The organism is Thalassomonas sp. RHCl1, assembly GCF_947387555.1.
Classification (GTDB): Bacteria; Pseudomonadota; Gammaproteobacteria; order Enterobacterales; family Alteromonadaceae; genus Thalassomonas.
Genome location: NZ_CANDNZ010000008.1, coordinates 57,054 through 74,174, shown reverse-complemented (window position 1 = coordinate 74,174; position 17,121 = coordinate 57,054). Strand labels below are relative to the sequence as shown.

General features: G+C 48.4%; 17 protein-coding genes. 9 read left to right on the top strand and 8 right to left on the bottom strand.

The features are described 5' to 3' along the window. Positions 1–5: 5 nt before the first annotated feature. The 3 genes from djlA to QL234_RS21000 form a co-directional block, all read right to left on the bottom strand. On the bottom strand, positions 6–815 hold the full coding sequence (gene djlA / locus QL234_RS21010) for a co-chaperone DjlA (protein ID WP_281559729.1): 810 nt from the start codon (positions 813–815) through the stop codon (positions 6–8). Positions 816–903: 88 nt separating this feature from the next. Beyond that, entirely contained in the window at positions 904–1,626 is a 723-nt protein-coding gene (gene murU, locus QL234_RS21005; RefSeq protein WP_281559728.1) for an N-acetylmuramate alpha-1-phosphate uridylyltransferase MurU, read from the bottom strand. Between the two features lie 15 nt (positions 1,627–1,641). Continuing rightward, positions 1,642–2,643: a phosphotransferase gene (locus QL234_RS21000; protein ID WP_281559727.1), complete on the bottom strand. Its 1,002-nt coding sequence runs from the start codon at positions 2,641–2,643 to the stop codon at positions 1,642–1,644. Between the two features lie 211 nt (positions 2,644–2,854). On the opposite strand from QL234_RS21000, the gene lptD reads away from it, so the two are divergent. The 8 genes from lptD to QL234_RS20960 all read left to right on the top strand — a co-directional run bounded on the left by lptD (position 2,855) and on the right by QL234_RS20960 (position 12,096). Further along, a complete protein-coding gene (gene lptD, locus QL234_RS20995; protein ID WP_281559726.1) occupies positions 2,855–5,131 on the top strand; it encodes an LPS assembly protein LptD in 2,277 nt (758 codons plus the stop codon). Between the two features lie 17 nt (positions 5,132–5,148). Further along, the gene (gene surA, locus QL234_RS20990; RefSeq protein ID WP_281559725.1) at positions 5,149–6,450 is read left to right on the top strand and encodes a peptidylprolyl isomerase SurA; all 1,302 of its coding nucleotides are present in this window, start codon (positions 5,149–5,151) and stop codon (positions 6,448–6,450) included. After that, complete coding sequence (pdxA, locus tag QL234_RS20985) at positions 6,447–7,433, top strand: 4-hydroxythreonine-4-phosphate dehydrogenase PdxA (protein ID WP_281559881.1); 987 nt, start codon at positions 6,447–6,449, stop codon at positions 7,431–7,433. Before surA ends, pdxA begins: the two co-directional genes overlap by 4 nt. Further along, complete coding sequence (gene rsmA, locus QL234_RS20980; protein WP_281559724.1) at positions 7,430–8,242, top strand: 16S rRNA (adenine(1518)-N(6)/adenine(1519)-N(6))-dimethyltransferase RsmA; 813 nt, start codon at positions 7,430–7,432, stop codon at positions 8,240–8,242. The genes pdxA and rsmA overlap by 4 nt, the downstream gene beginning before the upstream one ends. Positions 8,243–8,252: 10 nt before the next feature. Beyond that, entirely contained in the window at positions 8,253–8,690 is a 438-nt protein-coding gene (gene apaG, locus QL234_RS20975) for a Co2+/Mg2+ efflux protein ApaG (RefSeq protein ID WP_281559723.1), read from the top strand. A gap of 28 nt (positions 8,691–8,718) precedes the next feature. Next, complete coding sequence (locus QL234_RS20970) at positions 8,719–9,534, top strand: symmetrical bis(5'-nucleosyl)-tetraphosphatase (RefSeq protein WP_281559722.1); 816 nt, start codon at positions 8,719–8,721, stop codon at positions 9,532–9,534. 184 nt (positions 9,535–9,718) lie between these two features. After that, positions 9,719–11,737 (top strand): methyl-accepting chemotaxis protein, encoded by a 2,019-nt coding sequence (locus QL234_RS20965; RefSeq protein WP_281559721.1) that lies wholly within the window; start codon positions 9,719–9,721, stop codon positions 11,735–11,737. Positions 11,738–11,790: 53 nt separating this feature from the next. Then, positions 11,791–12,096, top strand: coding sequence for a hypothetical protein (locus tag QL234_RS20960; protein WP_281559720.1), 306 nt, complete (start codon positions 11,791–11,793; stop codon positions 12,094–12,096). A gap of 39 nt (positions 12,097–12,135) precedes the next feature. Here QL234_RS20960 and folA read toward each other — a convergent pair whose 3' ends face one another. The 4 genes from folA to rplU all read right to left on the bottom strand — a co-directional run bounded on the left by folA (position 12,136) and on the right by rplU (position 14,665). Next, on the bottom strand, positions 12,136–12,627 hold the full coding sequence (gene folA, locus QL234_RS20955; RefSeq protein WP_281559719.1) for a type 3 dihydrofolate reductase: 492 nt from the start codon (positions 12,625–12,627) through the stop codon (positions 12,136–12,138). A gap of 147 nt (positions 12,628–12,774) precedes the next feature. Next, positions 12,775–13,935, bottom strand: a complete 1,161-nt coding sequence (cgtA, locus tag QL234_RS20950; protein WP_281559718.1) for an Obg family GTPase CgtA — start codon at positions 13,933–13,935, stop codon at positions 12,775–12,777. Positions 13,936–14,079: 144 nt separating this feature from the next. Continuing rightward, the gene (gene rpmA, locus QL234_RS20945) at positions 14,080–14,337 is read right to left on the bottom strand and encodes a 50S ribosomal protein L27 (RefSeq protein ID WP_281559717.1); all 258 of its coding nucleotides are present in this window, start codon (positions 14,335–14,337) and stop codon (positions 14,080–14,082) included. A 16-nt stretch (positions 14,338–14,353) separates the two neighbouring features. Further along, entirely contained in the window at positions 14,354–14,665 is a 312-nt protein-coding gene (rplU, locus tag QL234_RS20940) for a 50S ribosomal protein L21 (RefSeq protein ID WP_044832164.1), read from the bottom strand. A 244-nt stretch (positions 14,666–14,909) separates the two neighbouring features. Here rplU and ispB point away from each other — a divergent pair, with 244 nt between their 5' ends. Beyond that, positions 14,910–15,881, top strand: a complete 972-nt coding sequence (ispB, locus tag QL234_RS20935) for an octaprenyl diphosphate synthase (RefSeq protein ID WP_281559716.1) — start codon at positions 14,910–14,912, stop codon at positions 15,879–15,881. 137 nt (positions 15,882–16,018) lie between these two features. On the opposite strand, the gene mdh is transcribed toward ispB, so the two are convergent. Then, positions 16,019–16,954 (bottom strand): malate dehydrogenase, encoded by a 936-nt coding sequence (gene mdh / locus QL234_RS20930; protein ID WP_281559715.1) that lies wholly within the window; start codon positions 16,952–16,954, stop codon positions 16,019–16,021. Positions 16,955–17,121: the final 167 nt, after the last annotated feature.

Genomic DNA, 17,121 nt, shown 5'->3' with positions numbered 1-17,121 from the left:
CTTGCTCACTGTTTAGATATAAGATCATAAGCCGCCTGGATATCTTGAGTTTTCTGTTTGGCCACCTCCATCATTTCCGGAGGCAGACCTTTGGCCACCAGTTTATCCGGGTGATGCTGCGCCATCAGTTTTTTATAAGCCTTTTTAATCTCCCGATCTGAATCGCTTTTACTGACCCCGAGCAGCTTGTAGGCATTTGCCAACTGCTGCCGGTTGTTTTGCATCGAACTCGAACGTTGCTGACGGCTTCTTTGCTGGTGAAACGCCGATTCCGCCGACATCATTTCCAACAGTTTATCGAGATCCCGGGCAGAAAAGCCGAGCATCTTTGCTATCTGGTGCAAGACTTTGCGCTCTTCGGGATCCACTTCGCCGTCGGCAAACGCCACCTGGATCTGGATTTCTAAAAACAGCAATAACAGATCATGGCGGTTCGAACAGGACTGCCTGAATTTTCTTAACCTGTCCTTAAGCGGAAAACCCGCCATCTTGCCTTCGCGAAATGCATCCTGGGCCTGCTGCCTTAATTCGCCGCTCAACCCCAACTTATCCATATAAGCGGTGGCAAAGGCAATTTCATGTTTAGTGACCTGGCCTTTTGCTTTGGCAATATGCCCCATCACGGAAAAGGTAGTGTAAAAAAACGCCGCCTGGCGGGTAATATCATCGTTGGGGTTGACCCCGAGATTATCAAAGTCGAGCTTGCGCCCTTTATCGAATAAATGCCCGAGCCAGAGACCGAGCAGGGCACCAAAAATATTTTTGCTGAGCATAAAGCCAAACAAAAAGCCTAAAATCTTTCCCCAAATATGCATATGTTACTTTTTCCTTTGACGGCAAAATCAATCGCCGGGGTGATCCGTTATTGCCGTATCAAATATTATTTATATCCAGTTAAACCCTTTATGACACTGAGTGAGTGTCCTGGTTGAGCTGAGCCAAACGTTCGGGCGTACCAACATCGGTCCAGCTGCCGGGTAATATACTGGCGGTTATTTTTTGCTGGTTCGCCCCTTCGCGCAGCAAGGGCCCCAGGGGCATCACAGTACCGGCCCCCTGCCCTGAACAGCCGGATCCAGAAAAGAAAGCTTGCTGCTGAAAAAACGCCGGCTTAAATATCGCGATGCCACTATAGGTATAACTTTGCCGCTGCGCCTTATTTTCAGACAAGTTATCCAGCATTCCCTGGGTAATGGCAAAATCCCCGCCCGGGTGGTGCTCGGGATTATTGACCATAAACAGATGAGCCTGCTGCTGCCCGTCAAGCTTAGGTTGCGCTTTAAAATCAAAAGAACTAAAAACATCACCATTAACCAGCCAAAATGCTTCCTGCCCCAATAAAGGCAAGGCATTGGCTATGCCGCCTGCCGTTTCCAGCGCACCGTTTTTTTCGGCGCTGTAGCGGATATTGGCATGCCAGCGGCTGCCATCTCCCAGGTAGGTTTCTATTTGCTGTCCCAGCCAGGCATGGTTAATCACTATCTCAGTGATCCCGGCGGCCACCAAGCGTTCGATATGATATTCAATCAACGGCTTGCCGTGTACGGTTAACATAGGTTTAGGGCAGGTATCGGTTAAGGGTTTCATGCGCTCTCCCCTCCCTGCCGCTAAAATCATGGCTTTCATGGTCGTTTCATTCTCTTATTGTTCGTTGCCGGCAGCAGCTGGCAAGACTTGCTGCTCAAGGTTTTCCTTAGCAGCCAACGCCGGCAATACCTGCTCTGCCACTAACTGGTGCAGGAATGCCAATTCATCATAACAGCCGCTGATATCCTGGATGTAAGCAAGGGTTAGCGGAATATCCTTTAAATAGCCAGCTTTATTGTCCCTGTGATATAAACGGGCAAAGATGCCGCTGGCTTTGAGGTGGCGCTGCAGCCCCATCAGATCAAACCAACGCTGCCATTTTGCCGCGCTCACCCGGGGTAAGTTTAATGCTTTGGTGATCAAATCGCAGTAATACTCAAATAACGGGCCGATCTGCTGATCTGGCCAGCGCAGATAACAATCCCGCAATAAAGAAACGATATCATAGGTCACCGGGCCTCTGACCGCGTCCTGAAAATCGATAATACCTAAGTTTTTATCAGCCAATAACATAATATTACGGCTATGATAATCCCGGTGCATGGTCACTTGCGGCTGCGCCAGGGCAGAGTCGATTAAAATATCAAAGCAGGCGCGTAATTTCTGCAACTCTTGCGGTGATAAATCAATATTTAAATGCTTTGCAAGCAACCACTCGGTAAAGATCGATAACTCAAAGTCTATAAAGGGCCGGTCATAGTCGGGTAAAACATAATCTCCTGCCGGTTGGCTGGTGGCAATGGCCGGTAACAATTCGATTGCCTGGCGGTAATAAGCCTGCATATTGTCGCTCGAGAGCACATTCGAGAGCAGGGTGTCGCCAAAGTCGGTTAAGCAAAAATAACCCAGTTCCAGATCCCCGGCTTTCATTTCCGGTACCTGGATGCCACTTTCAGCAAGGCCTGATCCGAGCGCGATAAATCCCTGGTTATTGGAATATTGTGGCGGTGCATCCACCGCGACATAAGAAACACCATCGAGATCAAAGCGGTAGTATTGACGAAAACCGGCATCACCGTTCATAGACAGTAAGCTGATCTCAGGTACTGAAAACACTCCACATAACCAGCTCTTCAGCCCTGTTTCTCTTGAAGTTAGCGACAAACTTTTACCCTTTTTAACAAAAAGCCCAATATAACCAATTAGCAGGATAATGAAAATTGCTATATCATATCCAAGTTATGCAGTAAAATACCGCATTTCATCGGCTTAAACTTATATAAATATTAATAATCACCATATTATCATTATTATTTCCGGACTCTAAATGCCATTTTCTCGTAAAGTTTTCTCTGCTTATTATTGCCTGTTTTTTTCAGGGGCTGTCGCCGCCGAAACCTCAGTAACCGATCTAAGCCCGGCGCCGCAATGTTTGCCTCCGGCATACCCCCAGCTGGCGCCCGGATATCAGGCAGGTGAAGGACAAACGATCAAAATCGTGGCCGACCATACCAGTTTGCTAAGAAACCAGGTGGCAAAGTTCACCGGCGATGTCACCCTGATCAACGAGGAACACCGGATTAAAGCAGATGAACTGAAAGTAAACCGCCAGTCGGAGTCTTTTAACGCCAAAGGCAATATTCACTTTCAAAATAATATGGTCAATGTTTTTGCCAACGCCCTGGATGCCAGTGACGAGACCCAATCAACCCAGTTAACCAAGACTTCCTACCAGCTGGTCAATAGCCCGGGCAAAGGGGAAGCAGGCGCCATTATCGTCAACAAAGACGGTGAGTTGAGCATGATTGACTCCACCTACACCGCTTGTCTCGGTGAAGTCCCTGACTGGCAAATCAAAGCCGCCGCCATCAATCTCTCGGTAGAAGAAAATTATGTCGAAGCCTACCATGCCCGACTGAGATTATTCGGGGTGCCGGTGTTTTATCTGCCCTATTTTAATTATCCGGTCACCAACGAACGTAAGTCAGGCTTGCTGGAACCCCAGTTCAGCTCTTCCGGCAGTTCGGGGGTCGAAGTTGCCATGCCTTTTTACTGGAACATCGCGGAAAACCTGGATGCGACCATCACCCCGCGTTACATGTCTAAGCGCGGCATGCAACTGTTGACGGAATTTCGCTATCTTGCGGATCTGCAGTTTGGGAAAATCAACCTGGAATACCTGAACAAGGATAATGAACTCAACGCCAATAATGATCCCCGTTATCTGGCCCGCTACCAGCATAGCGGTACCTTCTCGGATCGTTTCCGCGCCTATATCGACTATACCACCATCAGTGACGATAATTACCTGGTGGATATCGGCAGTGAAGAATACAAGGCCAATGACGCCTATCTATACCAGGTAGGCGAGTTATCCTATTTTGGCGAGAACTGGCAAACCACCTTTAAACTGCAGGATTTCGAAGTCTTGGGAAATCATCAGCACAGTTATAAAACCTTGCCGCAAATCGAAATCGCCAGCCAACAGCCGCTGCCTTTGCTAAATGGCCAATTCGAGGTCTATTCCGAGTTGACCCGGTTTGAAACTCCCAATAAAGCGCAGCCCAAGGCGAACCGCTACCATGTAGAAGCCGGATTTAATTTTCCCCTCACCAGCCCCGCCTGGTTCCTTAATTCCGAGTTAAAAGTGCTGCAAACCTATTATCAGCAGGAAGATATTGCCGAGAACGACGACTTTGAAGAAACCGTCAGCCGAACCCTGCCAAAGATCCGTTTTCACGGCGGCATCAATTTTGACCGCGACCTCCAGGCCTTCGGTAAGGGCTTAACCCAGACCTTCGAACCTCAGTTGCAGTATTTATATATCCCGGATAAGGACCAAAGCGATATCGCCGTCTACGATACCGCAAGATTACAGGATGACTACAACGGCTTATTCAGGGATCGCCGTTACAGCGGTTTAGACAGAATTGCTCATGCCAACCAGGTTTCCTGGGGGGTAACCAGCCGGATCTTAAGCCGGTCACACCAGGAACTGTTCCGGGCCAGCCTGGGGGGCATAGTTTATCTCAACGACAGTAACTTTGCCGCCGACGATACTTTGGGTATTTCCGCCAATAAGTCGGCCCTGGCGGCGGATCTGTTCTACCGCATTAACCATCAATGGCAGTTAAGCGGCGACATCCAGTACAATACCACCACCAATGTCACCGATAAAAGCCAGGTGAACCTGGATTACCAGTTTAATGAAAATCAGCTGATCCAATTGAACCATAGGTACAGTCGTAATGTCTCAGACTCTACACTGGAACAAATTTCATTGCTCGGCAGTACCAAGATAGATAAAAAATGGACCTTTGTTGGCCGGATCACACAGGATCTTCAACAAAATCGCAGTATTGAGTCTTATGCGGGATTGGAATACGAAAGCTGCTGCTGGCGGGTACGTTTTATCTACCAAAGGCAAATCAACACTAATATCGACGAGCAAGACTTTATTAATGAAAACCGCGATGAATTTAACAGCGGTTTTATGATAAAGTTCCAGAAAGGGTTTGGCGGCCAGGATTCAACCGTTGGCAGACAAGATATGTTTAACTCGAGTATATTCGGTTACAAACGTCCGTATTTTCTCAATAATTAATCAAGATAATTATATACATGAAAAATTCATTTAAGTTATTAACACTGGCTTCATCATTATTTTTTGGTGCTGCCCTAAACCTACAGGCAGAAGAAGTACCGCTGGACAGGATAGCTGCCGTTGCCAATACCGGGGTTGTACTTGAGTCAGAAATTCAGGACTTAATCCAAAGCATTAAGCAGCAAGCCAAAAATAATAATCAAGAGCTGCCCTCAGATAACGCCCTGCGGGTGCAGGTGATGGACAAACTGATCAATGACAGTTTAATCCTGCAAATCGGCGAACGCATGGGGGTGCAGGTCAGCGATGCCCAGCTCGATGAAACCCTGACCAATATGGCCCGGGATAACGGCCTTTCCCTGGAACAGTTCCGTGAAAACATCATCGCCGACGGCCTGGAGTATGAACAATACCGTGAAAGCGTACGTACCGAACTGATTTCCGGTGAAGTACGCCGCGCCAGTGTCCACCGCCGTGTTTATATTTCCCCGCAGGAAGTCGGCAACCTGCTGAAAATGATGAAAGAGCAAACCACCAATGAGGTTGAATACCAACTTGGCCATATCCTGATCGCCTTTCCGGCAGATCCCAACCAGGAAGATATCAATGCCGCCAAAACCCGCGCCGATAAGGTAATAGAGCTGCTTAATAATGGCTCAGACTTTGCCAGGATTGCCATCGCCTCATCCAGTGACAGCAACGCCCTGGAAGGGGGGGATCTCGGCTGGAAAACCATCAATGAAATGCCGACCCTGTTTTCCGAAATCATCGACGGCGAAGCCAAGGGTACGGTTTTAGGCCCTATCCGTACCGGTTTGGGTTTTAGTATCGTCAAAGTCAAGGATATCCGCGGTAAAGAAGTGGTCGAAATCGAAGAAGTGGAGTCGCGCCATATTTTGATCGAACCTTCGGTGATCTTAAGCGAAGCCAAAGCCGAAGAAATGCTGCAGGGTTTCCTGGATCAGCTAAACGCCGGTGAAGCCGATTTTGCCGAGCTGGCCAAAGAGCACTCCGACGGCCCCACTTCCGTTAAGGGCGGCGATCTCGGCTGGGCCGATCCCAACAGCTATGATCCCGCCTTTAAAGATGCACTGGCCCGACTGGACATCAACGAATACCACAAGCCGTTCCGTTCCTCTTTTGGCTGGCACCTGGTGCAGTTAACCGGCCGCCGTACGCTTGATGCCACCGAGAAAATGAATGAAAACCGGGCTTATCAAATGCTCTACAACCGTAAGTTCGGTATGGAAAGCGCCCGCTGGATCAAAGAAACCCGAGATCAAGCACATATAGAAGTATTTGATCTGGAAGAGAAATAATGACTAAACGCATTGCCATTACCCCGGGTGAACCTGCGGGTATTGGCCCCGACCTGGTGATCGCCATTGCCCAGCAAGCCTGGCCGGTACAAGTGGTGGTTATCGCCTCCCCTGAGCTGCTGCTTGAGCGGGCCAAACAACTGCAATTACCGCTTGAGTTGACACCATACGACGCAAGTGCCGCCGCATTGCCGCAACAGGCCGGCACCCTGACCATTTTACCGCTGGAACTGGCAGCCCCCTGTGTACCCGGTGAACTTAACCCGGACAATGGCCACTACGTGGTAGAAAGCTTACGTATTGCCAGCGAGAAAAATATCTCAGGTGAATTTGATGCCATCGTCACCGGCCCGGTACACAAAGGCTTGATTAACCAGGCAGGTATTCCCTTTAGCGGCCATACCGAATATTTTGCCCACCAGGCCAATTGCAGCGATGTGGTGATGATGTTGGCCACAGAAGGCTTGCGGGTTGCCCTGGTGACCACCCATATTCCGCTGGCCTATGTCGCCAAAGCCATTACCACGGAAAGACTGCAAAAAGTCACCCGTATTCTACACCGGGATTTGATCGAAAAATTCGGCATCAAAAATCCAGCCATCTATGCCTGTGGTTTAAACCCGCATGCCGGTGAAGACGGTCATCTCGGCGGGGAAGAGATTGAAACCATCATCCCTGCCTTTGAAGAATTGCGACGCGAAGGCATGAATATTATCGGGCCACTGCCGGCGGATACCATTTTCCAGGAAAAATATTTAAGCCAGGCGGATGCCATCTTGACCATGTATCATGACCAAGGCTTACCGGTACTTAAATACAAGGGATTTGGCGCTTCCGTCAATATCACCTTAGGTTTACCTTTTATCCGCACTTCCGTTGACCACGGCACGGCACTGGAGCTGGCTGCAACCGGCCAGGCGGATTCCGGCAGCTTTATTGAAGCCATGTCTAATGCCATTCACTTAGTAAATAACAAATCATGAGTAAAAATTCACATTTAGGCCACCAGGCCAAAAAACGCTTCGGTCAAAACTTCTTGCACAACGATGCCGTCATCAGCCAGATTGTTGATGCCATCAATCCCGAGCCGGGAGAAAACTTAATTGAGATCGGCCCCGGATTAGGTGCCTTAACCGAACCGGTGATCGAACGTGCCGGCAAACTCTCTGTGGTGGAACTCGACCGGGATCTGGCCCACAGATTGCGCCATCACCCGTTTTGGGCGCCGCACCTGACCATACATGAAACCGATGCGCTCAAATTCGATTTTGCCCAACTGGCAACCCCGGATAAGCCGTTACGTATCTTTGGCAACCTGCCCTATAATATTTCCACACCGCTGATTTTTCATCTTTTAAGCTTTAAAGATAAAGTGAAAGATATGCATTTTATGCTGCAAAAAGAAGTCGTGGAACGTATGGCATCGGGAGAAAATTCTAAGGCTTACGGCCGGCTGTCAATCATGACCCAGTACCAGTGCCAGGTGATCCCGGTAATGAAAATCGGTCCGGAAGCCTTTAAGCCTGCCCCTAAGGTCGACTCGGCCATAGTACGCCTGGTGCCGCATAAAGAAATCAAAAATCCGGTGAAAGATATCGAGGCCCTGAACAAGGTTTGTCTGGCCGCCTTCAACCAGCGCAGAAAAACCATCCGCAACAGCTTTAAAAAGTTATTAACGGTTGAACAACTGCAAAGTTTAGAAATAGACCCGGGATTAAGGCCGGAAAACCTCACGCTGGATCAATATATCCGCCTTGCCAACTTTATCGTTGACCACCCGCCGGAGCAATAACAAGGTTAAAATGATGAATGAATGCAATACCCGCTCAAACCAGGCATCAGACAGACAACAAGATCTTGGTAACGATATTTGCTCTAAGATAAGCGTCAGTGCCAAAAGCACTTATTTGCCGGAGCAGTCATTGCCCCAAGAGCAGACTTATGCCTTCAGTTATACCATCACCATCACCAATAACAGTGAGCAGGCGGTCAGGTTATTAGCACGCAGCTGGTTGATCACCGATGCCAATGGTGAAACCAGCACTGTAGAAGGTGAAGGTGTTATCGGCCAGACCCCGGATATTTTACCCGGCGCCAGTTTCAGCTATACCAGTGGCTCAGTCTTTGAAACCCCCCTTGGTACCATGCAGGGCTATTACCAACTGCAAAATCCGCAGGGAGAAACTCTCAGGGCAGAAATCCCGGTGTTCCGCCTGGCCATGCCCAACATTCTCAATTAGCCGAAACAGGGAAGCAGGAAAAGTTTATATGGCGATTTATCTGGTCGGAGATATACAGGGCTGCTTGCAAGAGCTTAAAAGCCTGCTGAACCAGGCCGCTTTTTGCCCTGAGCAGGATCAGTTATACCTGGCCGGAGATATCGTCGCCCGCGGGCCGCAATCCCTCGAGACCCTGAGGTTTTTAATCTCCCTGGGAGAGAGTGCCAAAATGGTGCTGGGTAACCATGACCTGCATTTACTCGCCATCGCCGCCGGCATTAAAAAAGCCAACCCCAAAGATAAGCTCGAGCAGATACTCCAGGCCCCGGATTTGCCGGCCTTAATCCAGTGGTTAGCCGGGCAGCCGCTACTGCGTCAACTGCCTGGAGAAGAAACCTATATCAGCCACGCCGGTTTATCGCCCCAGTGGAGCATAAAAGACGCCCTAGCCCAGGCGGCAAGCGCCAGTGAAAAACTAAAAGGTAGTGACAGGGATACTTGGCTGAAACAAATGTACGGTAACTCCCCCGACAACTGGCACCAGGCGAAAACCGAAGTGGAAAAGTTCCGCTATACCATTAATGCCTTCACCCGGATGCGCTACTGCCGGGAAGATTTGTCATTGGAATTTAGCTGTAAAGAAACCCCCGAGCATGCCCCCAAAGATATCTTCCCCTGGTACCAGCTCAATAAACAACTGGATTCGGCCAACTGGGTTTTCGGCCACTGGGCTTCCCTGATGGGCCAGTGCCCGCATGCCAACCTTTATGCCCTGGACACCGGCTGTGTCTGGGGCAATCATCTCACCTTATTAAGGTGGCACGATAAGCAAGTTTTTACCGAACAATCCCACACCCATATCTGACAATTAAATTTACCATTTCAAAATGGAATCCTTGATTTGCTTGTTATAATGATTAATTATGACAAAATGCTTAAATACTGTAACAGCGGGCTGTCGATTCCTGTAACATATTAAAAATTTGAATAATGATCATTAAAGTCATTTATTCTCTATTCTTAACTCTAAAGTTCAACTGGTGGTGTTTATGAATCTAACTGTGGCAATGAAAATCAAGGGTGGTTTTGCCATTATTACTGTACTTCTGGTTATAACCAGTATCATCTCATGGAGCAGCCTCAACAAAATTCAAGATGCAACGTTGGAAATGAGCGAGCTAGCCGTCCCCACCTTGGCGGGCAGCAACCAACTGACCCTTGAATTAGCTCAGATGGGCAACCTGACCCTCAAAGGTTATTATCAAAGCGAACTTACCCCGCTGGCAGAAAACCAGCAGGCCTTTGACAGCGCCAACACTTTATTTTCAGGTGCATTAAAAAAGTTAAAAGCCTTAGTACAGGATAAAAGCCACTTAATTGCCAACCTGCGCAAGGTCGATGATGTTTATAATGCCTTTAGCGGTAATGTCGGCAGTGTCTTCGAAAATCGCCAAATCAGCATAGAGCAGGCCACAGCCTTGGCCGAAAAAGTGGATACCCTGGAAGAAAAAGCCGATGATGCCGCCACGGTATTGCTCGACCTTGCCGATCACGATCTGGCGGACACTAAGCTACAACGGGCGGTGAGTTTAGCCGAACAAACCGAAACCTTATTGAACTCCATCGTCAGCTCCGCCTTTGAATACCGGGATATCCTGGATGTCCAAACTTCCCAGCTAATCGAAAGAGAATTAACCAACAGTTATACCGAGCTTAGCCGCTCTATTGATGATGTACTCAACGAATTAAACAGCAACGATGCGTCCGATGTTGCCGACGAAGTCACAGATGCTGTTGGCGAAGTCAGCAACCTGATCAACGGTGAAAACAGTATTTTTGCCAATAAGGAAGCTCAGCTTAACGCCATTGCACAAGCGACAGCAATGCTGGCATCGGCAGAAAGCAATATTGCCTCTGCCAGCAGCATCTTAGCTAAGCAAGTTTCCCTGGCAAACGAAACCAAAACCACCACGGCAGAGATGGTGAACGGCGCAGTCTCCGACGGTAAAGGTTTGACCATCTTTTTCACTGTTGTTGCTGCTTTTATTGCCATAGGTACCGCTTTTTATATCCTGATCAGCATTACCCGCCCGCTCTTTAGGGTCAATGAAATGCTTAATATCGTCGCCTCCGGTGACCTGTCCCGCAAGCTGGACGACTCGGGTACGGATGAATTTGCCCAACTGTCTAAAAACTGTAACACCCTGATCGAAAGCCTGCGTAACCTGATCGAAAGCATCGTCAGCCGCTCCACCCAGTTAGCGGCAGCTGCAGAGGAAACTTCAGCGGTAACCGCACAAAGCACCACCGCCATCGAAGAGCAGCGTAACCAGGTAGAGCAGGCGGCAACCGCCACCACGGAAATGAGCAGTACCTCACAAAGCGTATTGTCCAGCGCCAATGACGCCCTGGGAGAAATCAAACAGGCGGATGATGAAGCCGAGCGCGTTAAAGGTATTTCTGACAATAACCGTAAAACCATTGAATTGCTGGCCAACGAAGTAGAGTCTGCTTCCCAGGTGATCAATAAGCTACAGCAGGACAGCGCCTCCATCGGCGGTATTCTTGATGTCATCCGCGGCATCGCCGAGCAGACCAACCTGCTGGCCCTTAACGCCGCTATCGAGGCAGCCCGTGCCGGTGAACAGGGCCGTGGATTCGCGGTTGTTGCCGACGAAGTAAGAACCCTGGCCAGCCGGACCCAGGAATCTACCCAGGAAATCCATAACATGATCGAAGTGCTGCAAAGCGGCGCCGAGAAAGCGGTAGCGGTTATGGATACGGGTAAATCCCAGGCAGCCAACTGTGTCGAGCAAAGCGAACTGGCAGACAAGGCGCTGGAAACCATCACCCACGCGGTACATGAAGCCTATGACCGCAGCTCTCAGATTGCCACCGCAGCAGAAGAGCAAAGTGTGGTTGCCCATGAGATCAGCGAAAACCTGGAATCCATTGTGGCTATCGCCGAGCAAACCACTGCCGGCTCACAGCAAACCGCTTCTTCCAGTGGCGAAGTGGCCCGCCTGGCAGAAGAACTGCAACAGTCGGTACAGGAGTTTAAGCTTTAGTCTTAAGCCCAACTAAGCACAAAAAACCAGCTCCCGGGCTGGTTTTTTTATACATGGAAGTATTTATCCAGCGGGCTCAGGATGAGCAGGAGCTGGGGTTATACATGGAAGTATTTATCCAGCGGGCTCAGGATGAGCAGGAGCTGGGTTTATACATGGAAGTATTTATCCAGCGGGCTCAGGATGAGCAGGAGCTGGGTTTATGCATGGATGTATTTATCCAGCGAGCTCAGGATGAGCAGGAGCTGGGTTTATGCATGGATGTATTTCAGCTTGTCTGCTTCCCGGCACAAGCTAAGTCCTTACCTCCTTGTAAATCCCCCTGCATTCATGGGGACATGAAGCAGCAGGGGTTATAGCTAAATCTTAACAGTTTACAACAAGATTTAAGTCAGCTATCACTTGCGCTCGTAAACACAAAAATCGAGATCATAGGCATTTTTTTCATCCGCCGGGCGTAATTCACTCGCCGTTTTCACCCAGTTTTTTTCACCGTCAAAATCCGGAAAGCGGGTGTCTCCTTCGATAGTCGCCTTGATATGGGTCACATACAAGCGGGTTGCTGCCGGTAAACAATGGCTATAAATAGCACCGCCACCGATCACCATGATCTCCTCCACATCTCCGGCTAAGGCCAATGCCTGTTCAACGCAAGTAACCACATCAACCCCTTCGGCGCTGAAATCCGGATTACGGGAAATCACGATATTTTGCCGCCCGGGTAGCGGCCGGCCGATAGACTCATAGGTTTTTCGCCCCATGATAATGGGTTTACCTAAGGTGGTTTTTTTAAAATACGCCAGGTCGGCAGGCAAATGCCAGGGCATTTGGTTATCTTTGCCGATAATATTGTTATCCGCACAAGCAACGATCAGGGAGAGTTGGGTCATAAAATTTCTGTTTTACCAAGTTTGCAGCAAGTTTAAAGGGTTTTGCCACAATTAAAAACAAAAAAGCACCGGCTGTAACAACCAGTGCTTTAATACTTTAGCGAGTTGAAGCTAAGGCGGATATCAAGCCGAGCTTAGACAGAAAACCTACTGACGGTATTCAACCTCAACATCATAGTCGTCTTCATCCCAGTCATCGTCGTCAAGATCATCATCTAAGTCCGACATCGCCTGATCATGATAAGTGTCCCATTTAAACTCAACCTCGCTGCCATCTACCGGTGTTTCTTCCTCTTCGGCTGGCAATGTTTCGATAAAGGACATCAGCTTGTTACAGAGCTCATCCGTGCCCATTTTATTAAAGGCAGAAATGCTAAAGACGTCTCCCTGCCAGTCGAGTGCGGCCAGGATCTCATTAGTGATCTCCTGCGCTTCTTCTTCCAGCAATAAATCCAGCTTGTTAAAGACAATCCAGCGGGGCTTATCCGATAGTGCCTGCGAATGTCTTTCCAGCTCACCGATAATGGTACGGGCATTTTCCACCGGATCTGAACCGTCTACCGGCATCACATCGATAACATGTAACAATACCCGGCAGCGTTCAAGATGCTTGAGGAACTGGGTGCCTAAACCTGCACCTTCGGCCGCCCCTTCGATTAATCCGGGAATATCGGCGATAACAAAACTGCGTTGCTGATCCAGGCGTACCACACCCAGATTAGGCACCAAAGTGGTAAAAGGGTAATCCGCTACCTTAGGTTTTGCCGCCGAAACGCTGCGGATCAGGGTTGACTTGCCGGCATTGGGCAAACCAAGCAAACCGACATCCGCCAACAGAAGTAATTCAAGTTTCAGGTTACGAATTTCGCCCGGGGTACCGTCGGTTTTTTGTCTTGGCGCACGGTTGGTACTGCTTTTAAAGCGAGTATTGCCCAAACCATGCCAGCCACCTTTGGCTACCATAAGTTTTTGCTTATGCTGGGTTAAATCGCCAAGCTGCTCCCCGGTGTCCACATCTACGGCCCGGGTCCCCACAGGTACTTTTAAAAACAAATCGTCGGCGCTTTTCCCGGTACAGTCACGGCTTCTGCCGTTCTCGCCCCGTCCCGCCCGATGAAAACGTTCAAAACGATAATCTATCAAGGTATTTAAATTTTCGTCGGCGATCAGATAGACGTCGCCGCCGTCACCGCCGTCGCCGCCATTGGGGCCGCCGAATTCAATGTATTTTTCTTTACGAAAACTGACGCAGCCGTTGCCGCCGTCGCCGGCTTCAACCCTGATTTCAACTTCATCAACGAATTTCATGGTGTTTTGAATAACTCCAAAGTTATAACTGCCTAGTATTATACCAAGACAGCCAACATTATGCTTGCCCGGCAATCAGCCTTTTATCTTGAGGCAAAAAAAAACCTCGCTGAAGTGCGAGGCTTTTAGAACTCAAATGTAAGATTATTCAGCAACAATGCTTACAAATTTGCGGTTCTTAGGACCTTTAACTTCAAACTGAACTTTACCGTCAGTTAAAGCGAATAAAGTGTGGTCTTTACCGATACCCATGTTGTTACCAGCGTGGAACTTAGTACCACGTTGACGAACAATGATGTTACCAGCTAAAACTGTTTCACCGCCAAAACGCTTAACGCCAAGACGTTTACTTTCTGAGTCACGACCGTTACGTGTACTACCTGCAGCCTTCTTATGTGCCATATCAAATCGCTCCTAATTAGCCGTTAATACCAGTAATCTTCACTTCAGTGAACCATTGACGATGGCCCGCTTGCTTGCGTGAATGCTTACGACGTTTAAATTTAACAATTTTAACTTTATCAGCGCGGCCTTGAGTAACAACTTCAGCTACTACTTTACCACCGGCAATGTAAGGCGCGCCTACATTGATTTCTTCGCCATTGGCGATCATTAAAACGTTATCGAATTCTACAGTCGATCCGACTTCAAGCTCTAGCTTTTCAAGACGAACAGTTTGACCTTCGGTCACGCGGTGCTGTTTACCACCACTTTGGAATACTGCGTACATAGCTACTCCGTACTGCGCCAACCTTCAAATGTGACGCATAAATTTAAAAATATAGGGCGCGAATTCTACTCGAAGATCCTAATGAGGGCAAGTATAAAACGATCATTTATTAATATTTCTTGGCGTAATGAAACAAACACCAGACAAAGGCCAGACAAACCTTCTCTGCGGCTGATTTTAGTGTAAACTCTGGGGCCATTAAACTGATAATGCGGACGAGACTTAGGGTACCTAATTGAGCTTTATGGATCTTGATAATATACAAGCGCTAGCGCGCACCGATATGACAGTTGTAAACGACCTGATTTACGGTCAGTTACAATCCGATGTGGCACTGATAAACCAGCTGGGTATCTATATTGTTAACGCGGGCGGTAAACGCATGCGGCCACTGCTGACGGTACTGGCCGCCCGGGCGCTCAATTACCAGGGACAGGATCATGCCAGTGTCGCTGCCATTATTGAGTTTATCCATACCGCCACCTTGCTGCATGATGACGTGGTGGATGAGTCCAGTATGCGCAGGGGACGGGAAACCGCCAATGCCATGTTCGGCAACAGCGCCAGCGTACTGGTGGGGGATTTTCTCTACACCCGTTCATTCCAGATGATGGTAAAACTCAATAACATGCGCATCATGGAAATTTTATCGGACGCCACCAATATCGTTGCCGAAGGTGAAGTACTGCAATTGATGAATTGCAACGACCCCGACACCACAGAAACCAGCTATATGGAAGTCATTTACTGCAAAACCGCCAAGCTGTTTGAAGCGGCCACCAGACTGGCCGCCGTGATCGCAGGAAAAGATGAAAAAACCGAAAAGGCGATGACCGACTACGGTAAACATTTAGGCACCGCCTTCCAGCTGGTGGACGATATTATGGACTATACCGCCGATGCCAAGGAAATGGGCAAAAACGTCGGTGATGACCTCGCCGAAGGCAAACCCACCCTGCCGCTCATTTATGCCATGGAAAATGGCACAGAGACGCAAAAACAATTGATCCGCGAAGCGATAGAGCTCAATAACGGCATGGATAACCTGGATGAAATTCTTAACGCCATGCAGGAAACCGGCGCCTTAACCTATGCCCAGCACAAAGCCGAGCAGGAAGCAGACAAGGCCATAAACGCCTTGGCTGTATTGGAACCGTCTGAATACAAAGACGCGTTAATCGCCCTGGCGCATATCGCAGCAAACCGCAGCGTCTAAGCACCACGAAAGCTTCCAGGTATAAGGCCTGCTCTTTTCCTTTGTAAGGAAGCGCAATATAAATACTTACATGCATAAAAAAAACCGCTGAAAAGCGGTTTTTTTATATCAGGTGTTCATTCACTTATTAATAGCGATTAACCATTAATGAAGTCGATACCTTCTTGAATATCGCTGTTCAAAGTGGCCAGCATATCTTGTTTGGCTTTTTCTTCAAAAGCACTTAGCTCGCCGTAAGATAAAATCTCAGCAACACCGTTTACGCCTAAACGTACCGGACGGGCAAAATAAGCGGCTTCTTCACCTTCGCCTTCAACATAGGCATAATCAACAACTTCTTCACCTTGCAGGCCTTTAACCAAAGACATACAAAAGCGTGCTGCTGCAGCGCCCATAGATAAAGTAGCAGAACCGCCACCCGCTTTAGCGTTAACCACTTCGGTACCGGCATTTTGGATACGCGGTGTTAATGCAGCAACTTCTTCATCAGAGAAAGTTACGCCTTCAACCTGAGAAAGCAGAGGTAAAATAGTTGTACCTGAGTGACCACCGATCACTGGAATTTTAACATCAGCAACGTCCAGACCTTTTAATTCGGCAATAAAAGCTTCTGAGCGAATTACGTCTAAGGTAGTCACACCGAATACACGGCCGGCGTCATAAGTTCCTGCTTTTTTGAACACTTCAGCAACAATTGGTACAGTGCCGTTTACCGGGTTAGTAATAATACCAACCAGGGCTTTAGGACAGTTAGCAACAATACCTTCAGCCAAAGTTTTGATGATACCGGCATTTACAGCAAAAAGATCGGCACGGTCCATACCAGGCTTACGCGGCATACCGGCAGGGATCAATACGATATCGGCACCGGCTAAGGCAGGTGCTAAATCATCGGCACCAAAGCCTTCAACTTTTACTGCCGTTGGGATGTGTGATAAATCAACAGCAACACCGGGTACAACAGGTGCAACGTCATAAAGAGATAACTCAGAGCCTGCAGGTAACTGAGTCTTGAGTAACAAAGATAACGCCTGGCCGATACCGCCAGCTGCGCCTAAAACAGCAACTTTCATGAAATGTCTCCGGAATTTGAGTATTTGAGTAATTACTTAAAATTTTCTGCCGCCAAAAGATATAGCATAAGGGGCAAAAAAACAAATATTATTAACCTTGTGCAGGATACCGTATAATACTTGGGTAACAAATTATCGCGTTAGATAGCCCAAGATTCCATATCATT

Excerpts from the sequence above, each read along its gene's own strand:
- djlA (WP_281559729.1), bottom strand. The coding sequence starts at position 815 with ATGCATATTTGGGGAAAGATTTTAGGCTTTTTGTTTGGCTTTATGCTC.
- murU (WP_281559728.1), bottom strand. The coding sequence starts at position 1,626 with ATGAAAGCCATGATTTTAGCGGCAGGGAGGGGAGAGCGCATGAAACCC.
- lptD (WP_281559726.1), top strand. The coding sequence starts at position 2,855 with ATGCCATTTTCTCGTAAAGTTTTCTCTGCTTATTATTGCCTGTTTTTT.
- surA (WP_281559725.1), top strand. The coding sequence starts at position 5,149 with ATGAAAAATTCATTTAAGTTATTAACACTGGCTTCATCATTATTTTTT.
- rsmA (WP_281559724.1), top strand. The coding sequence starts at position 7,430 with ATGAGTAAAAATTCACATTTAGGCCACCAGGCCAAAAAACGCTTCGGT.
- apaG (WP_281559723.1), top strand. The coding sequence starts at position 8,253 with ATGATGAATGAATGCAATACCCGCTCAAACCAGGCATCAGACAGACAA.
- QL234_RS20970 (WP_281559722.1), top strand. The coding sequence starts at position 8,719 with ATGGCGATTTATCTGGTCGGAGATATACAGGGCTGCTTGCAAGAGCTT.
- QL234_RS20965 (WP_281559721.1), top strand. The coding sequence starts at position 9,719 with ATGAATCTAACTGTGGCAATGAAAATCAAGGGTGGTTTTGCCATTATT.
- QL234_RS20960 (WP_281559720.1), top strand. The coding sequence starts at position 11,791 with ATGGAAGTATTTATCCAGCGGGCTCAGGATGAGCAGGAGCTGGGGTTA.
- folA (WP_281559719.1), bottom strand. The coding sequence starts at position 12,627 with ATGACCCAACTCTCCCTGATCGTTGCTTGTGCGGATAACAATATTATC.
- cgtA (WP_281559718.1), bottom strand. The coding sequence starts at position 13,935 with ATGAAATTCGTTGATGAAGTTGAAATCAGGGTTGAAGCCGGCGACGGC.
- rpmA (WP_281559717.1), bottom strand. The coding sequence starts at position 14,337 with ATGGCACATAAGAAGGCTGCAGGTAGTACACGTAACGGTCGTGACTCA.
- rplU (WP_044832164.1), bottom strand. The coding sequence starts at position 14,665 with ATGTACGCAGTATTCCAAAGTGGTGGTAAACAGCACCGCGTGACCGAA.
- ispB (WP_281559716.1), top strand. The coding sequence starts at position 14,910 with ATGGATCTTGATAATATACAAGCGCTAGCGCGCACCGATATGACAGTT.
- mdh (WP_281559715.1), bottom strand. The coding sequence starts at position 16,954 with ATGAAAGTTGCTGTTTTAGGCGCAGCTGGCGGTATCGGCCAGGCGTTA.